This window comes from Salinicola socius (genome assembly GCF_001937195.1).
Lineage (GTDB): Bacteria > Pseudomonadota > Gammaproteobacteria > Pseudomonadales > Halomonadaceae > Salinicola > Salinicola socius.
This window is the reverse complement of the sequence record NZ_MSDO01000016.1, coordinates 1-18,500: the sequence shown is the minus strand read 5'-3', so window position 1 is coordinate 18,500 and position 18,500 is coordinate 1. Positions and strand designations below refer to the sequence as shown.

Genomic DNA, 18,500 nt, shown 5'->3' with positions numbered 1-18,500 from the left:
CGAGATCGGCGAAGCGCTGGCCAGCGAGATCGGCATCGTGGCCGGTGACTGGGTGAAGGTGTCGTCGAAACGGGGCTTCATCAAGGCCGTGGCAGTGGTGACCAAACGGCTGCGACCGATGATGATCGGCGACAGGCAGGTCCACCATGTGGGGATCCCGCTGCATTGGGGATTCACCGGAGTGGCCAAGAAGGGATACCTGGTCAACGCCCTGACGCCGTTCGTCGGCGATGCCAATACTCAGACGCCGGAATACAAGTCGTTCACCGTCCGCGTCGACAAGGTCTAAGGAGGGCACATGAACAACTCCCAGAACATCATCGCCCGCTCCGCCACCACGACGACGCCTCCTCAGGTCCGGAGTCACGTCGATGAAGTGGCCAAGCTGATCGATGTCTCCAAATGCATCGGCTGCAAGGCGTGTCAGGTGGCGTGCATGGAGTGGAACGACCTGCGCGACGATGTCGGCGAGTGCCACGGTACCTACGACAATCCAACCGATCTGACCGCCAATTCGTGGACGGTCATGCGTTTCAGCGAACACGAGACGCAGGAGGGCAACCTCGAGTGGCTGATTCGCAAGGATGGCTGCATGCACTGCGCCGAACCGGGCTGCCTGACGGCATGCCCGGCCCCCGGTGCCATCGTGCAGTACGCCAACGGCATCGTCGACTTCAATTCGGAGCACTGCATCGGCTGCGGCTACTGCATTACCGGGTGCCCATTCGATATTCCGCGGATATCGGCGAAGGATCAGAAATCCTACAAATGCACGCTCTGCTCGGATCGGGTCAACGCGGGGATGGAGCCGGCCTGCGTCAAGACCTGTCCGACCAACTGCATCGAGTTCGGCACCAAGACGGACATGCTGGCTCGAGCGGAGAAGCGGGTGGGCGATCTCAAGGCGCTCGGTTTCCGTGATGCCGGCATCTACGATCCGGCCGGGGTCGGCGGCACGCACGTCATGTATGTGCTGCACCACGCCAACGACCCCAATCGCTACAGTGGCCTGCCCAAGGATCCGCGTATCTCGCCGCTGGTCGGCGCGTGGAAGGGCGTGACCAAGCCGATCATGTCGGCGATCATCGGCATCACCGCGTTCGCAGGCGTGATCCACTACATGACCAAGGGGCCGAAAGAGGAGCCGGAAGAGACGTACGCTCACGACGATACGCCGCCGCACTCGCTGGGCTACGATGCCACCCGTCCGCGGGGGGAAGACCGATGAAGATGCCACGCGATCGGCTGATTCGTTATTCGCCGCTGGATCGCGCCAACCACTGGACCATGGCGATGGTCTTCGTGCTGCTGGCGCTATCCGGGCTGGCGTTCTTTCATCCTGCCTTCTTCTTCCTGAGCCATACCCTGGGCGGGCCGGTATGGGCGCGTATCCTGCATCCGTTTCTGGGGGTGGTGCTGGTATTGCTGTTCTACGCCATGGCGGTGCGACACGTTCGCCGCAATCTGCTCGGTGAGAACGATGTCCAGTGGATGCGTCAGATCGGCGACGTGCTCGACAATCGCGACGACAAGTTGCCGCCCATCGGCAAATACAATCCGGGCCAGAAACTGGTCTATTGGGCGCTGGTGGTGTCGATCGCGCTGTTGCTGCTCAGCGGCGTGATCATGTGGCGGCCCTGGTTCGCCGGTTATTTCCCGATCCCGTTGATCCGCTTCGCCAGCCTGCTCCATGCCGTATCGGCGTTCGTGGCCATCGTCACCATCGTGGTGCACGTCTACGCCGCCATTTGGGTCAAGGGCTCGATCCGAGCAATGACACGAGGCTGGGTGACCCGCGCCTGGGCGCGTCATCATCACGGCCTGTGGGCCCGCGAACAAGAGGAGGCGCAGCGCCGTGAGCAGCAGCCCTGACGACGACAGCCCCGATAACCCGCGCAAGCCGAGCGCGACCCGCGAGCACGCCTTCGGCCAGTCGCCACCTTCGCCGGGGGCGCCGCCAATGGTCGGACTGCCGGGACGCAAGCTGTTTGCCGAGCGTGGCCAGCGCCTGCGGCAACTGGCCGAGAGGGTGCCGGCGATGGCGCCCTACCTCCAGTTCATGGCAATGATCGTCGAGGCGCAGCACCGGGTCGTTCAACAGTCTCGCCCCGGATTGACCAGCGGTGCGGAGTTGGCCATGCGTCATGGAATCCCGCCGCTTTCCGTCGAGGGATTGTGGCGCGACATGTCATGGTCCGACGATCTCGAGGCACTGCTGAGCGAGCTGGATGGACGAGTCGTGGCCCCTCAGCGTACCTGGTTCGAGGCGTTGTGCCGGCTGCCCGACGCGGATCGTGCCGAGCTGGCCCGCGCCGTGCTCGAGGGCCAGCCGTTGCCGCTCGAGCAGCGTGCCATGGCGCCACTGATGGGCGCGGCGCTGCAGGTGGCGTGGACGCGTCAGGCAAGAATGCTGCCGGCAACACCACCCAGACCGGCTGGCGCTGCCAGCGGGCTGTGTCCGTGCTGCGGCTCCCTTGCAGTCGGCAGCCTGATCCAGATCGGCATGGCGCGCTCCCGTGTGCGTTACCTGCAGTGTGGCTTGTGTGCCAGCGAGTGGTACGCCGAGCGTGCCAAATGCGCGCAGTGTGGCGACAGCAAGACACTGGATTATTGCAGCCTCGAGGATGAGCAGGGCAAGCGGGTGCTGCCGATTCAGGCCGAGACCTGCGATCACTGTCATAGCTACCTGAAGCGCGTCAATCGGGAGTGGGAAGCGGATGCCGATCCGCTGGCCGATGACCTCGCCAGTCTGGCTCTGGACATGATGATCGCCGATCGAGAACTGGAGCGGCGGGCGTTCAATCCACTGCTGGTGTTGGGCGAGCCAGCGCCCGCCTGAGGTGTTCGGTCCCTTCCCGGTACCCGAGGCGGCCGACGCCTCGGGACCTCCGCCAACGTTCTCCCCCCAGCGATCTCTCTTCCCGGGATCGCTTGTCTTGCGATCTCTTCGACGATTAAATCGAGGTCCCAGTCAGCGACCTCGAGTCCTTCATGCCCGACACGATCGCCTCATCGATGGATCTTCGCCGCCAGTTGCCGGGAGTGACGACGCTGCTCGACCATCCCGAGCTCCAGCCATGGCGTCAGCGCCATGGCGATCGTCTGCCGATACGCGCCATTCGCGAGACGCTCGCCCACTATCGCCAGCGCTTGAGCGAGGACGCGAGCGACGCCGCAGACGCGGCGGACGACATTGGTGACAGCCGGCCCGAGGAGATCGACCTGGTCGCCGCGATCAGGGCACGACTCGAGCTTTTGACACGGCCCAATATCCGGCCGGTCTTCAATCTCACCGGCACCGTCATCCACACCAATCTGGGGCGTTCGGCGCTCTCCGAAGCTGCCATCGAGGCCGTCGTCCAGGCTGCCCGTCACCCCGTCGCGCTGGAGTACGATCTGGAGAAGGGGGGACGCGGCGATCGTGACCGTCTGGTGGAGGATCTGCTGATCGAACTGACCGGTGCCGAAGCGGCGACTGTGGTCAACAACAATGCCGCGGCCGTGCTGCTGTCACTCACGGCGCTCTGCGCCGGGCGCGAGGCAGTGATTTCGCGGGGTGAGATGATCGAGATCGGCGGCGCCTTTCGGATGCCGGACGTGATGTCCACCGCCGGCTGTCGACTGGTCGAGGTCGGTGCCACCAATCGCACCCACGCGCGGGATTTTAGTCAGGCGCTCGGTGACGACAGCGGGTTGATCGTCAAGGCGCATACCTCCAACTACGCGATCACCGGGTTCACCAGCAGCGTGCCGGAGCGCGAGCTTGCCCGGATTGCCCACGAGCATGGCATACCGTTCATGATCGATCTGGGCAGCGGCGCGTTGACCGACTTCCGCACGCTTGGCCTGCCTCACGAGTCCCAACCGGCAGAAGCGATCGCGGCGGGCGCCGATCTGGTGACCTTCAGCGGCGACAAGCTGCTCGGCGGCCCGCAGGCGGGCATCGTCGTCGGCAACCGCGAGCTGATCGCCCGACTCAAGCAGCATCCGCTCAAACGGGCGCTGCGCTGCGACAAACTCACCCTGGCGGCCCTGGAAGCTACCCTCCGGTGCTACCGGGACAGCGAGGCTCCGTCGCGCTCCCTGCCGACGCTGTCGATGCTGGCACGTGACGCAACCACGATTGGTGATCAGGTGAGCAGACTGCAGCCGGTGGTGCAGGCGGTGCTGCAGGATATCGCCGAAGTCAGCGGCCAGGATTGCCGCAGCCAGCTCGGCAGCGGGTCCCTTCCGGTCGATCGGCTCGACAGCCGCGCGCTGGTGCTGCATTGCAAACGGAGTCGGGATCTTTCCCGGCTGGAGCGCGTGCTTCGCGGCTTGCCGCGACCCGTGATCGGACGGGTACACGAGGGCGCGCTGTGGCTGGACCTGCGCTGTCTGGATGGCGACAGGGAAGAGCGTCAGTTCGTCGAGCAGCTCGATACCCTTCGGCCGCTGTGGGATCGCACGGCGTGATCGTCGGTACCGCGGGCCATGTCGATCACGGCAAGACGGCACTGATTCGCGCGCTGACCGGTGTGGCGACCGATCGTCTGAAAGAAGAGCAGGTGCGCGGTCTCACCATCGAGGCCGGCTATGCCTACCCCGAGCCGCCACCGGAATATGCAGGGGCTACGCTGGGGTTCATCGACGTGCCGGGCCACGAGCGCTTCATCGCCAACATGCTCTCCGGCGCCGTGGGTATCCAGGCGATGTTGCTGGTGGTCGCGGCGGACGACGGCATCATGCCGCAGACGCGCGAACATGCCCGCATTCTGGAATTGCTGGGCGTGACGCAGGCCTGGGTCGCGCTGACCAAGGTCGATCGTGTCGACCCCGACCGTATCGCGCAGGTCATGCTCGAGCTGCAGTGCTGGCTGGCCGATACCGCCTTTGCGGAAGCACCGATATTTCCGTTGTCCAATGCCTCGGGCGAGGGCATCGGTGCACTCGGACACGCCCTGTGGACGGCGGCCGCCCATGTCGCGGAGGGCGTCGCGACAGCGCCTCCCGATTCGGGGCGCTTTCGACTCGCCATCGACCGTGTCTTCACCAAGCGGGGCGCGGGCATCGTGGTCACCGGAACGGTGCGCAGCGGTCGGGTGGCGCTGGGGGACAGCGTTCGACTGTTACCGACCGGTCTGGCGGCTCGCGTGCGGGGATTGCGGTGTCAGGATCGCGACGCGAAGACCGCGAGCCGGGGTGAGCGCTGTGCCATCAATCTCAGTGGGGCCGATATCGAAACGGGATGCCTCGATCGCGGGGATTGGGTCGTGGCCGAGGCTTCCCGGCTCGAAAACCGTTTGCGGCTCGATGTCGTGCTCCGTTTGCTGCCGGCGTCGCCGCCGCTCAAGCACTGGACGTCGGTGCATCTTCATCACGGCAGCGCCCATGTCACCGGGCGTGTCTCGCTGTTGGAAGCGGAAGTCCTGGCGCCTGGAACGTCGATGCTCGCTCAACTGGTGCTGGATTCGCCGTTGCAGGCGGCACACGGCGATCGCGTCGTGATTCGCGACCGCGGGGCCAGCGACACGTTGGGCGGGGCTCGCGTGCTGGATACCGCACCGCCACGTCGAGGCGCTCGCAAGCCCCGGCGTCTCGCCTGGCTGAATCAGCTGCGGGAGATGCTACCGGATGAGCGCGGCGTTCAGGATCTGCGAGTTCTGTGGCGCCGGACAGCTCTCGACGACGGCATCGTGGATCTGACCGCGCTGGCCGCCAACCTCGATCGCGATAGCCGCGAGCTCGAGAGCAGCGCGTCGCTTGCCGGTTGGTGGGTCATCACTCATCAAGGGGTCAGCTATGCGCTTCCGGAAGAGACGCATCGGCATCTGTATCGCCAGGCGCAGGAACGATTGGCGCTGATCCATGAGCAGGAGCCGGCCATGCGCGGCGTCGATATCGATCGACTGCGCCGAATGGTGGCTCCCCAGCTTGCGGCAGGGCTGTTCCGGCCGCTGCTCGAACGCTGGAAGGCTGGCAACGAAATCGTGCAGCACGGTCCGTTCGTGGCGCTGGCCTCCCACGAGGCGACACTGTCGCCCGACGAAGCCCTGCGCTGGCAGAAGGTGAAGCCGTTGCTGCAAGCCTCGCCCTACGATCCGCCGCGGGTTCGCGATATCGCGCAGCAATTCGAGTGGCCCGAAGGGGATGTGCGGCGATTGTTGAGAAGCTGTGCGCTGCTCGGCAGTGTTTACCAGCTGCGTCAGGATCATTTCTTTTTGACGTCGCATGTCGCCGAGCTGGCCGGAATGATCCGGGAACTGGATGCGATCGCGCCGGCTGGGGCCACGGCTGCGGATTTTCGCGATCGGATTGGCGGTGGTCGTAAGCTGGCCGTGGCGATTCTCGAGTTTTTCGATCGGATAGGGTTCACTCGCCGAATCGGGGATGGTCACAGAGTGATTCGAGACGATATGCTGTTCGACTGAACAGTCGGCTGCCGGTGGGCCGAATAATCGGGAAGAGAATCGTTCCCCGGTGGGACGCCAGGACTTCAACTCCTGTAGGGGCTGCCAGCAGTCCCTGGTGGGTTCGACTCCCTCTCTCTTCCGCCAGTTCTGGGTGCCGGAACCGGATGCCGGAACGATTCATCTCGAGTTCCCGAGTCGGTGTTGGATCGCCTTTTCAGGTTCCGTGCTCGCTACACCCGTTGGTTTTTATCGCATTTCAAAAAATTACAACTTTCATTGAAGAGTCAGTCACTTATAAGTCCATGATTAAGAACACTTAAGTTTTGCCATTAGCAAAAATGCTTGGCGCATCACGAAAAGTCTCTTGGATAACCGTGGGTTGCGGTCCATTCTGGAGTTGCCCACTTAGCCAAGTGGCTCTCACCGCGATGGATCGTGGGAGTGGGCTCTACCGGGTACCGGCGTGTGGCGATGCCTACCGCTCGCAGCCTATTGCTGACAGTGCACGCGCTCCGTGAACTCCCCCCCGAATTCCCGCTCTCTATTTCACCTTTCGAGTTTGCGACTTTCCAGTTCGCGACTATTTGACCTCGCGACTATTTGACGCCACGGCGGTTTTTGGCCCAACTTTCTTTGTCGATACTCCAATGCGCTGGCAGCTATCGCATGCCAATAGGTTCATCGCGTTTGCCACTGCGCTGATTGAGCGTGACGGCTACAATGATGCCGGCCATGTCGCTATCCACTGTCCATGGAGAGATCATGCAGGGTTCCCTGATAGGTATCGTGGTGGGGGTCGTCGTCTGGATGACGACGGCCGGGTGGGGTTGGGGTATCGGCGCGGGCATTGCCTCGGGAATCGCCTGGGATCTGTGGCGGCAGCGCTCGAATCGAGATGACTGATGCCGCTCTAGCGCCTGGCTGTCTCGCCACACCGGACAGCCAGGCGTTGTCTTCAGGTGCTGGTTCTCACGCCTTCAAGCAGCGATGCCATGTCGTCTGCGTGCTCTTCTTCCTGAGCGAGTATCTCCTCCATCACCCGGCGTGACGTCGGGTCCTTGTCGCCGAGATAGGTGATGATCTCGCGATAGCTGTCGATCGCGATGCGCTCGGCGATGAGGTCTTCCTTGATCATCTCCTCGAGGGTTTCGCCTTCGGCGTACTCGGAGTGAGAGCGGCTCAGCAGTCCTTCTGGAGAAAAATTCGGTGCGCCGCCCAGTTGAGTGATGCGTTCGGCGAGCTGGTCGGCATGCTGCTGCTCTTCCTGGGCGTGCTCCAGAAATTCACCCTTGGCGATGCTCGAACTGAGACCGTCGGCCATGTAGTAGTGGCGCTTGTAGCGCAGCACACAGACGATCTCGGTGGCCAGTGCTTCGTTGAGAATATTGATGACCGTCTCGCGATCGGCGCCATAACCTTCGGTGACCGCGCCATCCTCGATGTGCTGGCGTGCACGCTCGCGAATCGTTTTGATATCGGTCAGAAATGTCTGCTCGCTCATGTGCTGCTCCTTCATAGGAATGACGGTGCGACATCTGACTGCCGCGACTTAGCCCAACTGTGACTTCAACCCAGCGGCGGTCCAGCCGCGATGACAGCTCAACCATGGTCCGAGCTCGGCTGTCACTGCCACCTCGCAAGGGATTCCCACGGGACGTCGTTTCAACGTAGTCGATGGTGTCGGGTTGTCCCAGAGATATCGATCCGGACGAGGAAGGGCGTGTAATACAATAGCGTCGGGGTCCTAGGCTAAGATTCAAGGATATTCTCGTCAGGACACGTTTCATGGCCTCGCACGATCACTCGCATCACGTTTCTCCTGATGATCCCCACGATCATTCCCATGACCACGATCATTCTCACGGCCACTCGCACGATCACGCCCCAACCGTAACGACAGATAGTGTCAAACGGGTCAGGCTGGCGATGATCCTGACTGCCGGATTCATGCTGGCCGAGGTGGCGGGGGGCTGGATCTCGGGTTCGCTGGCGCTGCTGGCCGACGCCGGGCACATGTTCAGCGACAGTTTTTCACTGGGTCTGGCGCTGTTCGCGTTTTACATGGGCGACAAGGCTCCCGACAAGTTGCGCACCTTCGGCTACCAGCGATTCCAGGTGCTCGCCGCCTTCGTCAATGGTCTGACGCTGCTGGCGATCGCGGCGTGGATCTTCATAGCCGCGATCCAGCGGTTCACCCAGCCGGTCGATGTGCTGGCGGGACCGATGATGGTGGTGGCGATACTGGGGCTGATGATCAACCTCGTGGTGTTCAAGATTCTTCACGGCGGCGATCAGGAGAACCTCAATCTGCGCGGTGCCATGCTGCATGTGATTGGCGACCTGCTGGGTTCCGTGGCGGCGATCGTGGCTTCCGTCGTCATCATGCTGACCGGCTGGATGCCGATCGATCCGCTGCTGTCGATGCTGGCCGCTGCGCTGATTCTGCGCGCGGCGTGGAAAATTCTGCGGCGCTCGTCGCATACCTTGCTGGAGGGAACGCCGGAGGGGGTCGATGTGGGCCAGATTCGCCAGGCGCTGCTCGATGTCGAGGGGGTCAAGAGCCTGCATGACATTCATGTCTGGGGGCTGACGCCGCAGGATCCGTTGCTCAGCGTGCACCTGGTGATCGAGGCGCCGGAACTTCACGATGGCGTGATCGAGCGCGCCTACGACATGCTGCAGACCCGCTTCGACATCCAGCACGCGACGCTGCAGGTCGAAACGCGTGACTGTCTGACCGGTGGGGAGTGCAATCACGGTATGGTGGTGCATCCCTGAATCGGGCGCTAGGCATCAAGCATGACGATGCTCCATGTTCATGATGACGGCGGGAAAGTTTCATTGGCCGTTATCCTTCGAGGCAGGCAGAATCGCCAATATGCCGTCGTCAATCCACTATCGGGGGGCGTTCCGGACTGATCGTGATCCGGTAACGACACCTTCGACCGGCGCTCTATCGCGCTGGCCAGTATCGAAGAGAGTCATGTCATGAGCACGCAGCCTCCGCTGGGCGTCAGTTTCGAATTCTTCCCTCCCAATACCGACGCGGGAAGGGAGAAACTCGGTGGCGTTCGCGATGCCCTGGCCGCGCGGGAGCCGCGCTTTTTTTCCGTGACCTACGGGGCCGGAGGTTCCACCCAGGCTCGCACCTTCGACACCGTCAAGACCGTCCGTCGCAGTGGCGTCACCACGGCGCCTCATCTTTCCTGCATCGGTAGCGAGAAGGGCGCGCTCCGCGAGCTGCTTCAGTCCTATCGAGAGGATGGCGTGGACAGTCTGGTAGCGTTGCGCGGTGATCTGCCGTCGGGCATGGGTGGGGCGGGTGAGCTGCGCTACGCCAACGAGCTGGTCGAATTCATCCGTAACGAGACCGGTGATCACTTCGAGATCGCGGTGGCGGCCTATCCGGAAGCGCATCCGCAGGCGCCAAGTTTCGAACGGGACCTGGAGAATTTCGCCCGCAAGGCCAAGGCGGGAGCGGATATCGCCATTACTCAGTACTTCTTCACCGCCGAAGCCTATTTCCACTTCGTCGATCGGGTACGCGCGATGGGTGTCGAGACCCCGATCGTGCCGGGCATCATGCCGATCACCAACTACACCAAGCTGGCGCGCTTCTCCGATGCTTGCGGTGCCGATATTCCGCGCTGGATTCGTAAGCAGCTCGAAGCCTATGGCGATGATGGCAACAGCATTCAGGCGTTCGGCACCGAGGTGGTCTCGGATCTCTGCCAGCGTCTGCTGGATGGCGGCGCGCCTGGCTTGCACTTCTATACCTTGAATCAATCGGCACCTTCGTTGCGGGTGCTCGACAATCTCTCCCTTTAGCATCGACCGCGCTTTCCGCTGAGCCCGGGAATTCGCGTCCTGGTCATGTCGGGTCTAACTTGAAGTGTCACCCACGGACAGGAAGACGACATGCGACACAACGCACTATTGGCACTCGGCGCTGGGCTGGCGATGACGCTGAGCGTCGCCGCCCAGGCCCAGACCCACGTGGAGATGCACTCGATCTCCAAGGATGGGGTCGGCGACAGCGTCGGCACCGTGATGGCCGAAGACACCGATCATGGCTTGCTGCTGACGCCGGACCTTTCCGACCTGAACCCCGGAATTCACGGCTTTCACCTTCATCAGAACGCCAGCTGCGACACCAGCGAGAGCGATGGCGAGGTGACGCCGGCCGGCGCTGCCGGCGGCCACTTCGATCCGCAGGAGACCGGCACGCATCAGGGGCCTTACAGTGATGAAGGCCACCTCGGCGACCTACCTGCGCTGATGGTCGACAGCGATGGCAAGGCCACGACTCCAGTATTGGCCCCCCGTCTGAAAGCGTCGGATTTGAGCGGTCATGCCTTCGTCATCCATGAGGGCGGCGACAACTATTCCGACGAGCCCAAGCTCGGCGGCGGCGGAAGTCGCGTGGCCTGCGGGGTTATCGAAAGCCGCTAGCCTCTGCCGTACCGGCATCATCTTGGCGACGGCTCTGCCACTGGCGGGGCCGTTCTGCGTGAGGGCATGGCATTTACCATTGTTCATTGCTCGTAAGCTATTGTTTTCAAGATGCCCGGCGCGCCATAATCTGTTCATTTATCCAGTTATGGGGCGCCCGGGCCGATGGCCAATTTTCGAACGCATTTCGGCGTGGCGAGTGTCGGCGGAGCCGTCGTCGCCCAGGCCGGCTGCCAGGCGGGGCAATGGAGTGGCTGGCAGGCGATGATCGTGGCGTCGCTGGTGGCATTCGGCGGTATTCTGCCGGATATCGACGCCGACCAGTCGCAGGCGATTCGCCTGATCTTCAACATTCTGGCCGTCATTGCCGTGGTGCTGGCGGTCATGGTTCTGCAGCATAAAGTCACGCCGGCCTATCTGTTCATCGCTTGTGGCGGTGCCTATGTCGGCGTGCGTTACCTGGCGAGCGCATTGTTTGCGCGCTTCACCGTTCATCGAGGTCTGTGGCATTCACTGCTGGCGGCCGGCGTCAGCGGGCTATCGACGGCGGCAATCAGTTTCTCGTTGCTCGGTCAGCCCGAGCGGCAGGCCTGGGTTCACGGCCTGGCAATGACGCTGGGTTTCATCATTCATCTGACCCTGGATGAGCTATATAGCGTCGATCTTACCGGTGCCAGGCTCAAACGCTCCTTCGGCACCGCGCTCAAGCTTTTCAGCTGGCAGGCACCAGGTAGTGCATTGATGCTGGCGTTGGTGTCGGCACATCTACTGAGCTGGCTGCCTTCCTTTGCGGCGCTGGGCCAGCTGTTCACCCAAGGCCTGGCGCTGTGGCGCTGAGCCGGTGCCTCACCAGCTCGGCGCCACGCTTATCGACTCTGACAACGAGGTCGCGATGCATCTGATATTCGACGTCAACGAAACCCTGCTCGATACCCGCGCTCTGGACCCGCTGTTCCAGCGCTGGTTCGGCAGTGAAGCGACGCGGCCGGAGTGGTTCCTGACGCTTCAGGAAAGCTGGATGACGGCCAATCTGATCGGCCGGTTCGATCCCTTCTCGAGCCTGGCCAGAAGCGCGTTGCGCCAGCTCGGTGCCAAGCACGATGTCGCGATCTCGGCAGACGACGAGCAGGCGCTGGTCGACGCGATTCTCTCGATGCCGGCGCATGGCGATGTCCAGTCGGCATTGTCGACCTTGCGCAATCGCGGGCACACATTGACGGCGCTGACCAACAGCGCACTGAAGGCGGCACATCGGCAGTTGGAGCACGTTGGGCTGGAGGGCCACTTCGACGCCATTCTCAGCGTGGAGAGTGTCGAGCGTTACAAGCCGGCTCCGGAGCCCTATCGACACGCGGCCAGGCACTGGGGCGTGGATACCCGCGAGCTGGTGATGATCGCCGCTCATGGCTGGGATCTGATCGGCGCCAATGCTGCCGGCATGCGCACCGGCTTCATCGCGCGGCCCGGCAGGGCGATGGATCCGGCGCTCGCTGGCGTACCGGACTGGCGGGACGACGATCTGTCGCGTCTGCTCGAACGTATCGTCGCTGGCTAAGCTGACGTGACCGCCGTCGGGATCAATGCGGCTTGCGGGGATCGAGAATCCGTACCGGCGTGATCTCTTCGCTTGCGGGCCGCTGGCGTTCCCGAGGCTGATTGACCCGGGTGGGCACTTCCTGGATCGCGTCGTCCTCGATCGGCAGCTGTTCGAAGAAATCGCAGCTCACGCAGTCGCGATAGCGAATGCCGTTTTGCTCCCACGAGCGGATGCGATCCATGGCTGAACAGCGGGGGCAGATCGCGCCGGCGATGAAGCGCTTCGGCGTCTGGGTCATGGGTTACCTCGGAATCGGTGAGTGGACGCGCCGGTGCGTCCACTCGGATGACGGAAGACGCCGGAATCTAGGCCGCGTTGCGGGGCTCGATGCCGGCATGGCGTAGCAGTGGGTCGATACTCGGCTCGCGGCCACGGAAAGCCTCGAATAGTTCGGCCGCCTCGCGCGATCCGCCCTGTTCGAGAATCGCCTCGCGGAAACGCCGGCCGGTTTCGGGATCGAAGATGCCGGCTTCCTCGAAGGCGCTGTAGGCATCCGCGGAGAGCACTTCGGCCCACTTGTAGCTGTAGTACCCGGCGGCATAGCCTCCGGCAAAAATGTGCGCGAAACCGTTCTGGAAGCGGTTGAAGTCGACGGCGGTGACGACCGAGACCTTGGCGCGGACGTCGTCGAGCAGCGCCTGAACGTCGGCTGAGCTCGGCTTGTGGCACTCGTGGTGCAGGCGGAAATCGAACAGCGAGAATTCGAGCTGGCGCATCATCTGCATGGCCGACTGGAAATTGCGCGCGGCCTGCAGCTTGCCCAGCAGATCGTCCGGCAACTTTTCGCCGGTATCGACATGGCCGGCGATCAGATCGAGACCTTCGCGTTCCCAGCAGAAGTTTTCCATGAACTGGCTCGGCAGTTCGACGGCGTCCCAGGCGACACCGCTGATCCCGGAGACATCGGCCACCGTCTGCTGTGTCAGCATGTGATGCAGGCCGTGGCCGAATTCGTGGAACAGCGTCAGCACTTCATCGTGAGTCAGCAGCGCCGGTTTGCCCGCGACCGGTGGAGTGAAGTTGCAGGTCAGATAGGCGACCGGCAGCTGCAGCTCGCCGTTCTCGCGCTGAAGACGCGTTCGACAGACGTCCATCCAGGCTCCGCCACGCTTGCCCTCGCGGGCGTAGAGGTCCAGATAGAAGCCGGCGATTGGACGCTCGCCATCGAGCACGTCGAAGTACTGCACGTCGGGGTGATAACGCGGCGCTTCCGGATTTTCCGCCATGCGGATGCCATAGAGCTTGCCGGTGACGCGGAACAATCCCTCGATGGCGCGCGGCGCGGGAAAGTAGGGACGCAGCTGCTCCTGAGAAATATCGTAGCGCGCCTGACGAAGCCTCTCGCTGGCGAATCCGGTGTCCCACGGCTTCAAGGAATCCAGTCCCAGGGTCTCCCTGGCATAGGCTTCGAGCTCGTTGAACTCGCGCTGTGCCTGGGGATGCGCCCGCTCGGCGAGATCGTCGAGGAAACCCAGAACTTGCTCGGGGCTCTCGGCCATCTTGGTGGCCAGCGAATAATCGGCGTAGGTGTCGAAACCGAGTAGACGGGCCAGTTCCTGGCGCAGGACCAGCGTCTCTTCGATCACCGGCGCGTTGTCGTTCTCGCCGGCCTTGGGGCCCTGATCCGAGGCGCGAGTGACATAGGCGGTGTAGACCTCGCGGCGCAACTCGCGATCTTCGGCGAAGGTCATGACCGGCAGGAAGCTCGGCACGTCGAGGGTGATGCGGTAGCCCGACTTGCCCTTGGCTTCGGCGTTGGCCTTCAGCGTTTCCAGCGCGCTTTCGGGCAGGCCGTTCAGACGCTGGGCATCATCGAGATCCAGATACCAGGACTGGGTGGCATCCAGCAACTGATTGGAGAAGGTGTTGCCCAGTTCCGACAGTCGGGCCTGGATCTCGCCATAGCGCTTTTTCTCGTCGGCCGGCAGATCGACACCCGCCAGACGGAAGTTGCGCAGGGTATTGTCGATCGCCTTGCGTTGCGCGGTATCGAGCGTCGCGAACTCGTCGCTCTCGCGAAGACGTTCGAAAGCCTTGAATAGCGCCGTATGCTGACCAACCCAGGTGCTGTATTCGGAGAGCATGGCGAGACACTGCTGATAGGCGTCGCGCAGCGCATCGCTGTTCATCGTGGAATTGAGATGCGAAACCGGCGACCAGGCCTGGGAGAGGCGATCATCGAGCGCTTCCAGCGGCGCGGCGAGCGTCTGCCAGCTCACGTTCTGCTGCTGGGCGAGCGCCTCGGTCGCCTGACGGCTGTCGGCAATGATCTTCTCGATGGCCGGGACGACGTGTTCGGGACGAATTGCCTCGAACGGCGGCAGGGTATGATGCTCGAGCAGCGGGTTATTCGGCATGGTCACCTCGGACGATGGAATCAGTGGCATTCTATATGGGGGGAGCCGGTGCCGCTTTCAATCCGTATGGGCACCAGGTGGTATCCGATCCATGGGGCGTTGCGCGTTGGCTTTCAACGGATTGGCGCTCCGTCGCGGCCCTGATAGGCTCTTCGCGTTTTCGTGCCAGCCTTGCATGCCGTTTGGCGTGCCATCCGCGGCCGCAACCCGTTCGATAAAGGTCCCGAATGATGAGTGAAACTCTGGAGCGCTGGCAGTCCCGCCGGGCGTTCATTCTGGCAGTCACCGGCGCGGCCGTCGGCCTGGGCAATATCTGGCGTTTTCCCTACATGACCGGCGAGAACGGGGGCTCGGCGTTCCTGCTGCTCTACATCGTGTTCGTGCTGTTGCTGGGGCTGCCGATGATGATGGCGGAGATCATGATCGGGCGCGCCGGTCGCCGCAGCCCGATGCAGGCGCTGGCGTTCCTGGCGGACGAGGCCGATGTCAGCCGCCACTGGAAATGGTTGGGACTTTTCGGCGCGATTACGGTGTTCTTCATTCTATCGTTCTACTCGGTGGTCTCCGGCTGGTCGATCGAATATCTGGTCAGTGCGGTGAACGGCAGCTTCGTGGGTCGCTCGCCTCAACAGATCGGCGCAAGTTTCGATGCCTTTCTGGCCGACCCCTTGCGCATGACCTTCAATCACACCCTGTTCATGCTGTTGACGATGTCGGTGGTGGCGGCCGGCGTTGCCAACGGAATCGAGAAGCTCAACAACGTGATGATGCCGTTGCTGTACGGCATCCTGATCGTTCTGGGGGGCTACGCGGTGACCACTTCCGGCTTCGGCGCCGCCATGCACTGGCTGTTCACGCCCAATGTCGCCGCCATTACCTGGAGCGTGGTGCTCAATGCCATGGGCCATGCCTTCTTCACGCTGGCCGTGGGCGCCTGTGCGCTGATGGCATACGGCGCCTACATGCCGGAAGAGCAGAGTCTGCCGACGGCGGTCTTCGCCGTGGCGCTGCTCGATATTGCGGTGGCGCTGCTGTCCGGTATCGCGATCTTTTCCATTGTCTTCACCCACGGCCTCGACCCCAGCGAGGGGCCGGGACTGATGTTCGTCACGCTGCCGATCGCGTTCAGCGATCTGCCGGGCGGGCAGGTCTGGCTGGGTGCCTTCTTTCTGCTGCTGCTCGTCGCGACCTGGACATCGTCGATCAACCTGGCCGAGCCGATGGTGTCGATGCTCGTCGGCGCCGGGTGGCGGCGTAGCCGGGCTGCTATCCTGATCGGAATGCTGGTATGGCTGGTGGGGCTATTGTCGGTATTGTCGTTCTCCACGCTGGCGGACGTGCACTGGGTCGGGGAGATGAACTTCTTCACGCTGGTATCGACCATTCCTCCGGATATCTTCCTGCCGGTCGGCGGCTTGCTGATCGCCATCTTCGCGGCGTGGCGCATGTCTCCCGAAGCCGCTTCGGCGGCGCTGGACGTCGGCCCCGGCGGTTTCCGCCTGTGGCTGGGGCTGGTGCGTTACGTCTCGATACCACTGACGGTCGTCGTGCTGATGACTAGCCTCATGTAGCCAATGCCTTCCATCGGTCACCGAATTCTGGACAGCGACAGGAGTTGAGAACATGGCAATTCGAACGTTTCAGGGTGTCACGCCAAGCCTCGGCGAGCGGGTATTCGTCGATGACGCCAGCGTCGTTCTAGGAGATGTCGCACTTGGCGATGATTGCTCGGTATGGCCAATGGCGGTCATCCGTGGCGATGTCCATCGCATTCGTATCGGCGCGCGCACCAGCGTGCAGGACGGTTGCGTGTTGCACTGCACCCACGCCAGCGACTACAACCCCGGTGGTCATCCGCTGGTGATCGGGGATGAAGTCACGATCGGGCATCAGGCCACGCTGCACGGCTGCAAGATCGGCAATCGGGTGCTGATCGGGATGGGTGCCGTGGTGCTGGACGGCGTGGTTGTCGAGGATGAGGTGATCATCGCCGCTGGCGCCATGGTGCCACCGGGCAAGGTGCTGGAGAGTGGCTATGTCTACGCCGGTAACCCTGCCAAACCGCTGCGCGAACTCAAGGCCGCCGAGCGGGAATTCTTCCGCTACTCCGCGGGCAATTACGTCAAGCTCAAGGATCAGCACCTGGCCGGCGAGTGATCAACGTGGATGAGGATCGCCCAGCAGTTGAGAACGCCTTTCGGCGCGCCGGGCGCGAGACTCGGCGCGCTGCAGGTCCATCAGTCCCGTCTTGACGTAATCGAGATGTTCGTGCGCCAGCGTGCGTGCGTCTTCGGCTCTGCCATCCTGAATCGCCTCTAGCAGCCCACGGTGCTGCGCCATCAGTAGCTGGCGGGCATTGGGGCGCTCGAACAGGTGTGCCAGGTTGCCGACGATGCTCTTCTCCAGCAAATGGAACAGGCCGCGAATGGTATGCAGCATCAGGACGTTGTGCGCAGCCTCGGCAATGGACAGATGAAAAGCGGCGTCGGCCTTGGCTTCGCGTAGCGGGTCGCTCTGCTGATCCGGATCCCTGTAGCTTTTGTCCAGCGCTTCGAACCGCCGCTGCAGCATCTCCTTGTCCGCGGGAGTTGCCCGCATTGCCGCATGGTAGGCCGTAATGCCTTCCATGGCGTCGCGAAACTCCAGTACGTCCAGCTGAAATTCGTCGTGGCGCGACAGAATTTCCAGCATGGGATCGCCGTAGCTGTCCGCGAGGCGTTCGCTGACATAGGTGCCGCCGCCCTGGCGGCTGGTCAACAGTCCGCGCGCGGCCAGCTTCTGAATGGCTTCGCGTAATGACGGGCGTGAGACACCGAAACGCTCGGCCAGCTCGCGTTCAGCCGGCAGGCGATGGCCAGGCTTGAGGCTGCCCTCGAGGATCATCGCTTCGAGACGTTCGGTGATGACGTCGGCCAGACGGGGCTGCCTGACGGAGGGGTAGGCCACGAGATGAAGCTCCTGATACCGGTTCGTGAAATTGGTTTTACCAATACTGGTGCATTTATCAACGCTTCTTTGGTGGCGCTCAGAGCTACTTCGAGCAGACTGGGCCAAAGGTCTCTCTTTACGGCGATGTGCTGGCATGACGGCGGCTTAGAGCGATTCCAGTCGCTGGAGGGGAGGCCGTTGTGGCAACCGTCTGCTATCAAATTTGATTTTTTACCAATCAGGGCTTGCCAAGACGCGGGCGGGTCCGTAAAGTACGCATCCGCTGCCGCCGAGACAGGTTCTCGGAGGCGGTGAAGGAGAAAGCCAAGCGTTTGATTTGATTGAAGAAATCGGTTGACGCAAGGCGGTGAGGCAGGCACAATCGCTTCCCAGTTCTTCGCAGGGTCGGCACCACTGAGCAGCAACGGCGCCCGGCAGGATTCGACAGAAAAACGTTGACATCTTCGCTCAGATCCTTAAAATACGCCACTCCTTACGGCGAGCAAGAAAACAAGCGCTGACAAGCACTTGAAACCTTTCAGGCTCGTGGCGGAAGTCGCAAGACTCCCAAGTGGGAACGCTCTTTAACAATCGATCAGGTAATTGATGTGGGTGCTTGCTCTCGCGTGACGTCAGTCACGACATATCGAGGCAAGCGACTCGTCAAAGATTCGTTTGACCTTGAACCAAGTTTGGTCCGCTTTTTTCCTTTGTCTTCGGGCCTGGGAAAAGTAAGGACTATCAGACTTTAAACTGAAGAGTTTGATCATGGCT

General features: G+C 62.5%; 18 protein-coding genes and 1 tRNA gene. 15 read left to right on the top strand and 4 right to left on the bottom strand.

What is annotated here, in order from left to right; genetic code table 11:
* From BTW07_RS11120 to BTW07_RS19840, 8 genes are all read left to right on the top strand, one after another.
* On the top strand, window positions 1–289 hold a 289-nt coding region (locus tag BTW07_RS11120; protein WP_144076899.1), incomplete at its 5' end, for a molybdopterin dinucleotide binding domain-containing protein.
* A 9-nt stretch (window positions 290–298) separates the two neighbouring features.
* Window positions 299–1,228 (top strand): formate dehydrogenase subunit beta, encoded by a 930-nt coding sequence (gene fdxH / locus BTW07_RS11115; RefSeq protein WP_075570246.1) that lies wholly within the window; start codon window positions 299–301, stop codon window positions 1,226–1,228.
* Window positions 1,225–1,872, top strand: coding sequence for a formate dehydrogenase subunit gamma (locus tag BTW07_RS11110; protein WP_075570245.1), 648 nt, complete (start codon window positions 1,225–1,227; stop codon window positions 1,870–1,872). The genes fdxH and BTW07_RS11110 overlap by 4 nt, the downstream gene beginning before the upstream one ends.
* Window positions 1,856–2,839 carry a formate dehydrogenase accessory protein FdhE gene (gene fdhE / locus BTW07_RS11105; RefSeq protein ID WP_244158352.1) on the top strand — a complete coding sequence of 328 codons (984 nt, stop codon included), beginning with the start codon at window positions 1,856–1,858 and terminating at the stop codon, window positions 2,837–2,839. Before BTW07_RS11110 ends, fdhE begins: the two co-directional genes overlap by 17 nt.
* Window positions 2,840–2,991: 152 nt before the next feature.
* Window positions 2,992–4,455: an L-seryl-tRNA(Sec) selenium transferase gene (selA, locus tag BTW07_RS11100; protein WP_244158351.1), complete on the top strand. Its 1,464-nt coding sequence runs from the start codon at window positions 2,992–2,994 to the stop codon at window positions 4,453–4,455.
* Window positions 4,452–6,410, top strand: coding sequence for a selenocysteine-specific translation elongation factor (gene selB, locus BTW07_RS11095; protein WP_075570249.1), 1,959 nt, complete (start codon window positions 4,452–4,454; stop codon window positions 6,408–6,410). The genes selA and selB overlap by 4 nt, the downstream gene beginning before the upstream one ends.
* Window positions 6,411–6,440: 30 nt before the next feature.
* Window positions 6,441–6,536: transfer RNA gene (locus BTW07_RS19845), tRNA-Sec, on the top strand.
* Window positions 6,537–7,124: 588 nt separating this feature from the next.
* Entirely contained in the window at window positions 7,125–7,295 is a 171-nt protein-coding gene (locus BTW07_RS19840; RefSeq protein WP_157958685.1) for a hypothetical protein, read from the top strand.
* Between the two features lie 52 nt (window positions 7,296–7,347).
* Here BTW07_RS19840 and BTW07_RS11090 read toward each other — a convergent pair whose 3' ends face one another.
* The gene (locus BTW07_RS11090) at window positions 7,348–7,893 is read right to left on the bottom strand and encodes a ferritin-like domain-containing protein (protein ID WP_075570244.1); all 546 of its coding nucleotides are present in this window, start codon (window positions 7,891–7,893) and stop codon (window positions 7,348–7,350) included.
* A gap of 284 nt (window positions 7,894–8,177) precedes the next feature.
* On the opposite strand from BTW07_RS11090, the gene BTW07_RS11085 reads away from it, so the two are divergent.
* From BTW07_RS11085 to BTW07_RS11065, 5 genes are all read left to right on the top strand, one after another.
* Complete coding sequence (locus BTW07_RS11085) at window positions 8,178–9,170, top strand: cation diffusion facilitator family transporter (protein WP_075570243.1); 993 nt, start codon at window positions 8,178–8,180, stop codon at window positions 9,168–9,170.
* A gap of 210 nt (window positions 9,171–9,380) precedes the next feature.
* Complete coding sequence (gene metF, locus BTW07_RS11080) at window positions 9,381–10,220, top strand: methylenetetrahydrofolate reductase [NAD(P)H] (protein ID WP_075570242.1); 840 nt, start codon at window positions 9,381–9,383, stop codon at window positions 10,218–10,220.
* A gap of 90 nt (window positions 10,221–10,310) precedes the next feature.
* The gene (gene sodC, locus BTW07_RS11075; RefSeq protein ID WP_075570241.1) at window positions 10,311–10,844 is read left to right on the top strand and encodes a superoxide dismutase family protein; all 534 of its coding nucleotides are present in this window, start codon (window positions 10,311–10,313) and stop codon (window positions 10,842–10,844) included.
* A gap of 165 nt (window positions 10,845–11,009) precedes the next feature.
* A complete protein-coding gene (locus BTW07_RS11070) occupies window positions 11,010–11,681 on the top strand; it encodes a metal-dependent hydrolase (protein ID WP_075570240.1) in 672 nt (223 codons plus the stop codon).
* A gap of 55 nt (window positions 11,682–11,736) precedes the next feature.
* Window positions 11,737–12,399, top strand: a complete 663-nt coding sequence (locus tag BTW07_RS11065; RefSeq protein WP_075570239.1) for a haloacid dehalogenase type II — start codon at window positions 11,737–11,739, stop codon at window positions 12,397–12,399.
* Window positions 12,400–12,421: 22 nt separating this feature from the next.
* Here BTW07_RS11065 and BTW07_RS11060 read toward each other — a convergent pair whose 3' ends face one another.
* A complete protein-coding gene (locus tag BTW07_RS11060; protein ID WP_075570238.1) occupies window positions 12,422–12,679 on the bottom strand; it encodes a YheV family putative zinc ribbon protein in 258 nt (85 codons plus the stop codon).
* 67 nt (window positions 12,680–12,746) lie between these two features.
* Window positions 12,747–14,798: an oligopeptidase A gene (prlC, locus tag BTW07_RS11055; RefSeq protein WP_075570248.1), complete on the bottom strand. Its 2,052-nt coding sequence runs from the start codon at window positions 14,796–14,798 to the stop codon at window positions 12,747–12,749.
* A gap of 230 nt (window positions 14,799–15,028) precedes the next feature.
* On the opposite strand from prlC, the gene BTW07_RS11050 reads away from it, so the two are divergent.
* Both BTW07_RS11050 and BTW07_RS11045 read left to right on the top strand, forming a co-directional pair.
* On the top strand, window positions 15,029–16,369 hold the full coding sequence (locus BTW07_RS11050) for a sodium-dependent transporter (protein ID WP_075570247.1): 1,341 nt from the start codon (window positions 15,029–15,031) through the stop codon (window positions 16,367–16,369).
* Window positions 16,370–16,421: 52 nt separating this feature from the next.
* Window positions 16,422–16,955, top strand: a complete 534-nt coding sequence (locus tag BTW07_RS11045) for a gamma carbonic anhydrase family protein (RefSeq protein ID WP_075570237.1) — start codon at window positions 16,422–16,424, stop codon at window positions 16,953–16,955.
* Here the strand turns inward: BTW07_RS11045 and BTW07_RS11040 are convergent, their stop codons facing one another.
* Window positions 16,956–17,744: a GntR family transcriptional regulator gene (locus BTW07_RS11040; RefSeq protein ID WP_075570236.1), complete on the bottom strand. Its 789-nt coding sequence runs from the start codon at window positions 17,742–17,744 to the stop codon at window positions 16,956–16,958.
* Window positions 17,745–18,500 lie beyond the last annotated feature (756 nt).

Excerpts from the sequence above, each read along its gene's own strand:
- fdxH (WP_075570246.1), top strand. The coding sequence starts at position 299 with ATGAACAACTCCCAGAACATCATCGCCCGCTCCGCCACCACGACGACG.
- BTW07_RS11110 (WP_075570245.1), top strand. The coding sequence starts at position 1,225 with ATGAAGATGCCACGCGATCGGCTGATTCGTTATTCGCCGCTGGATCGC.
- selA (WP_244158351.1), top strand. The coding sequence starts at position 2,992 with ATGCCCGACACGATCGCCTCATCGATGGATCTTCGCCGCCAGTTGCCG.
- BTW07_RS19840 (WP_157958685.1), top strand. The coding sequence starts at position 7,125 with ATGTCGCTATCCACTGTCCATGGAGAGATCATGCAGGGTTCCCTGATA.
- BTW07_RS11090 (WP_075570244.1), bottom strand. The coding sequence starts at position 7,893 with ATGAGCGAGCAGACATTTCTGACCGATATCAAAACGATTCGCGAGCGT.
- BTW07_RS11085 (WP_075570243.1), top strand. The coding sequence starts at position 8,178 with ATGGCCTCGCACGATCACTCGCATCACGTTTCTCCTGATGATCCCCAC.
- metF (WP_075570242.1), top strand. The coding sequence starts at position 9,381 with ATGAGCACGCAGCCTCCGCTGGGCGTCAGTTTCGAATTCTTCCCTCCC.
- sodC (WP_075570241.1), top strand. The coding sequence starts at position 10,311 with ATGCGACACAACGCACTATTGGCACTCGGCGCTGGGCTGGCGATGACG.
- BTW07_RS11070 (WP_075570240.1), top strand. The coding sequence starts at position 11,010 with ATGGCCAATTTTCGAACGCATTTCGGCGTGGCGAGTGTCGGCGGAGCC.
- BTW07_RS11065 (WP_075570239.1), top strand. The coding sequence starts at position 11,737 with ATGCATCTGATATTCGACGTCAACGAAACCCTGCTCGATACCCGCGCT.
- BTW07_RS11060 (WP_075570238.1), bottom strand. The coding sequence starts at position 12,679 with ATGACCCAGACGCCGAAGCGCTTCATCGCCGGCGCGATCTGCCCCCGC.
- prlC (WP_075570248.1), bottom strand. The coding sequence starts at position 14,798 with ATGCCGAATAACCCGCTGCTCGAGCATCATACCCTGCCGCCGTTCGAG.
- BTW07_RS11050 (WP_075570247.1), top strand. The coding sequence starts at position 15,029 with ATGAGTGAAACTCTGGAGCGCTGGCAGTCCCGCCGGGCGTTCATTCTG.
- BTW07_RS11045 (WP_075570237.1), top strand. The coding sequence starts at position 16,422 with ATGGCAATTCGAACGTTTCAGGGTGTCACGCCAAGCCTCGGCGAGCGG.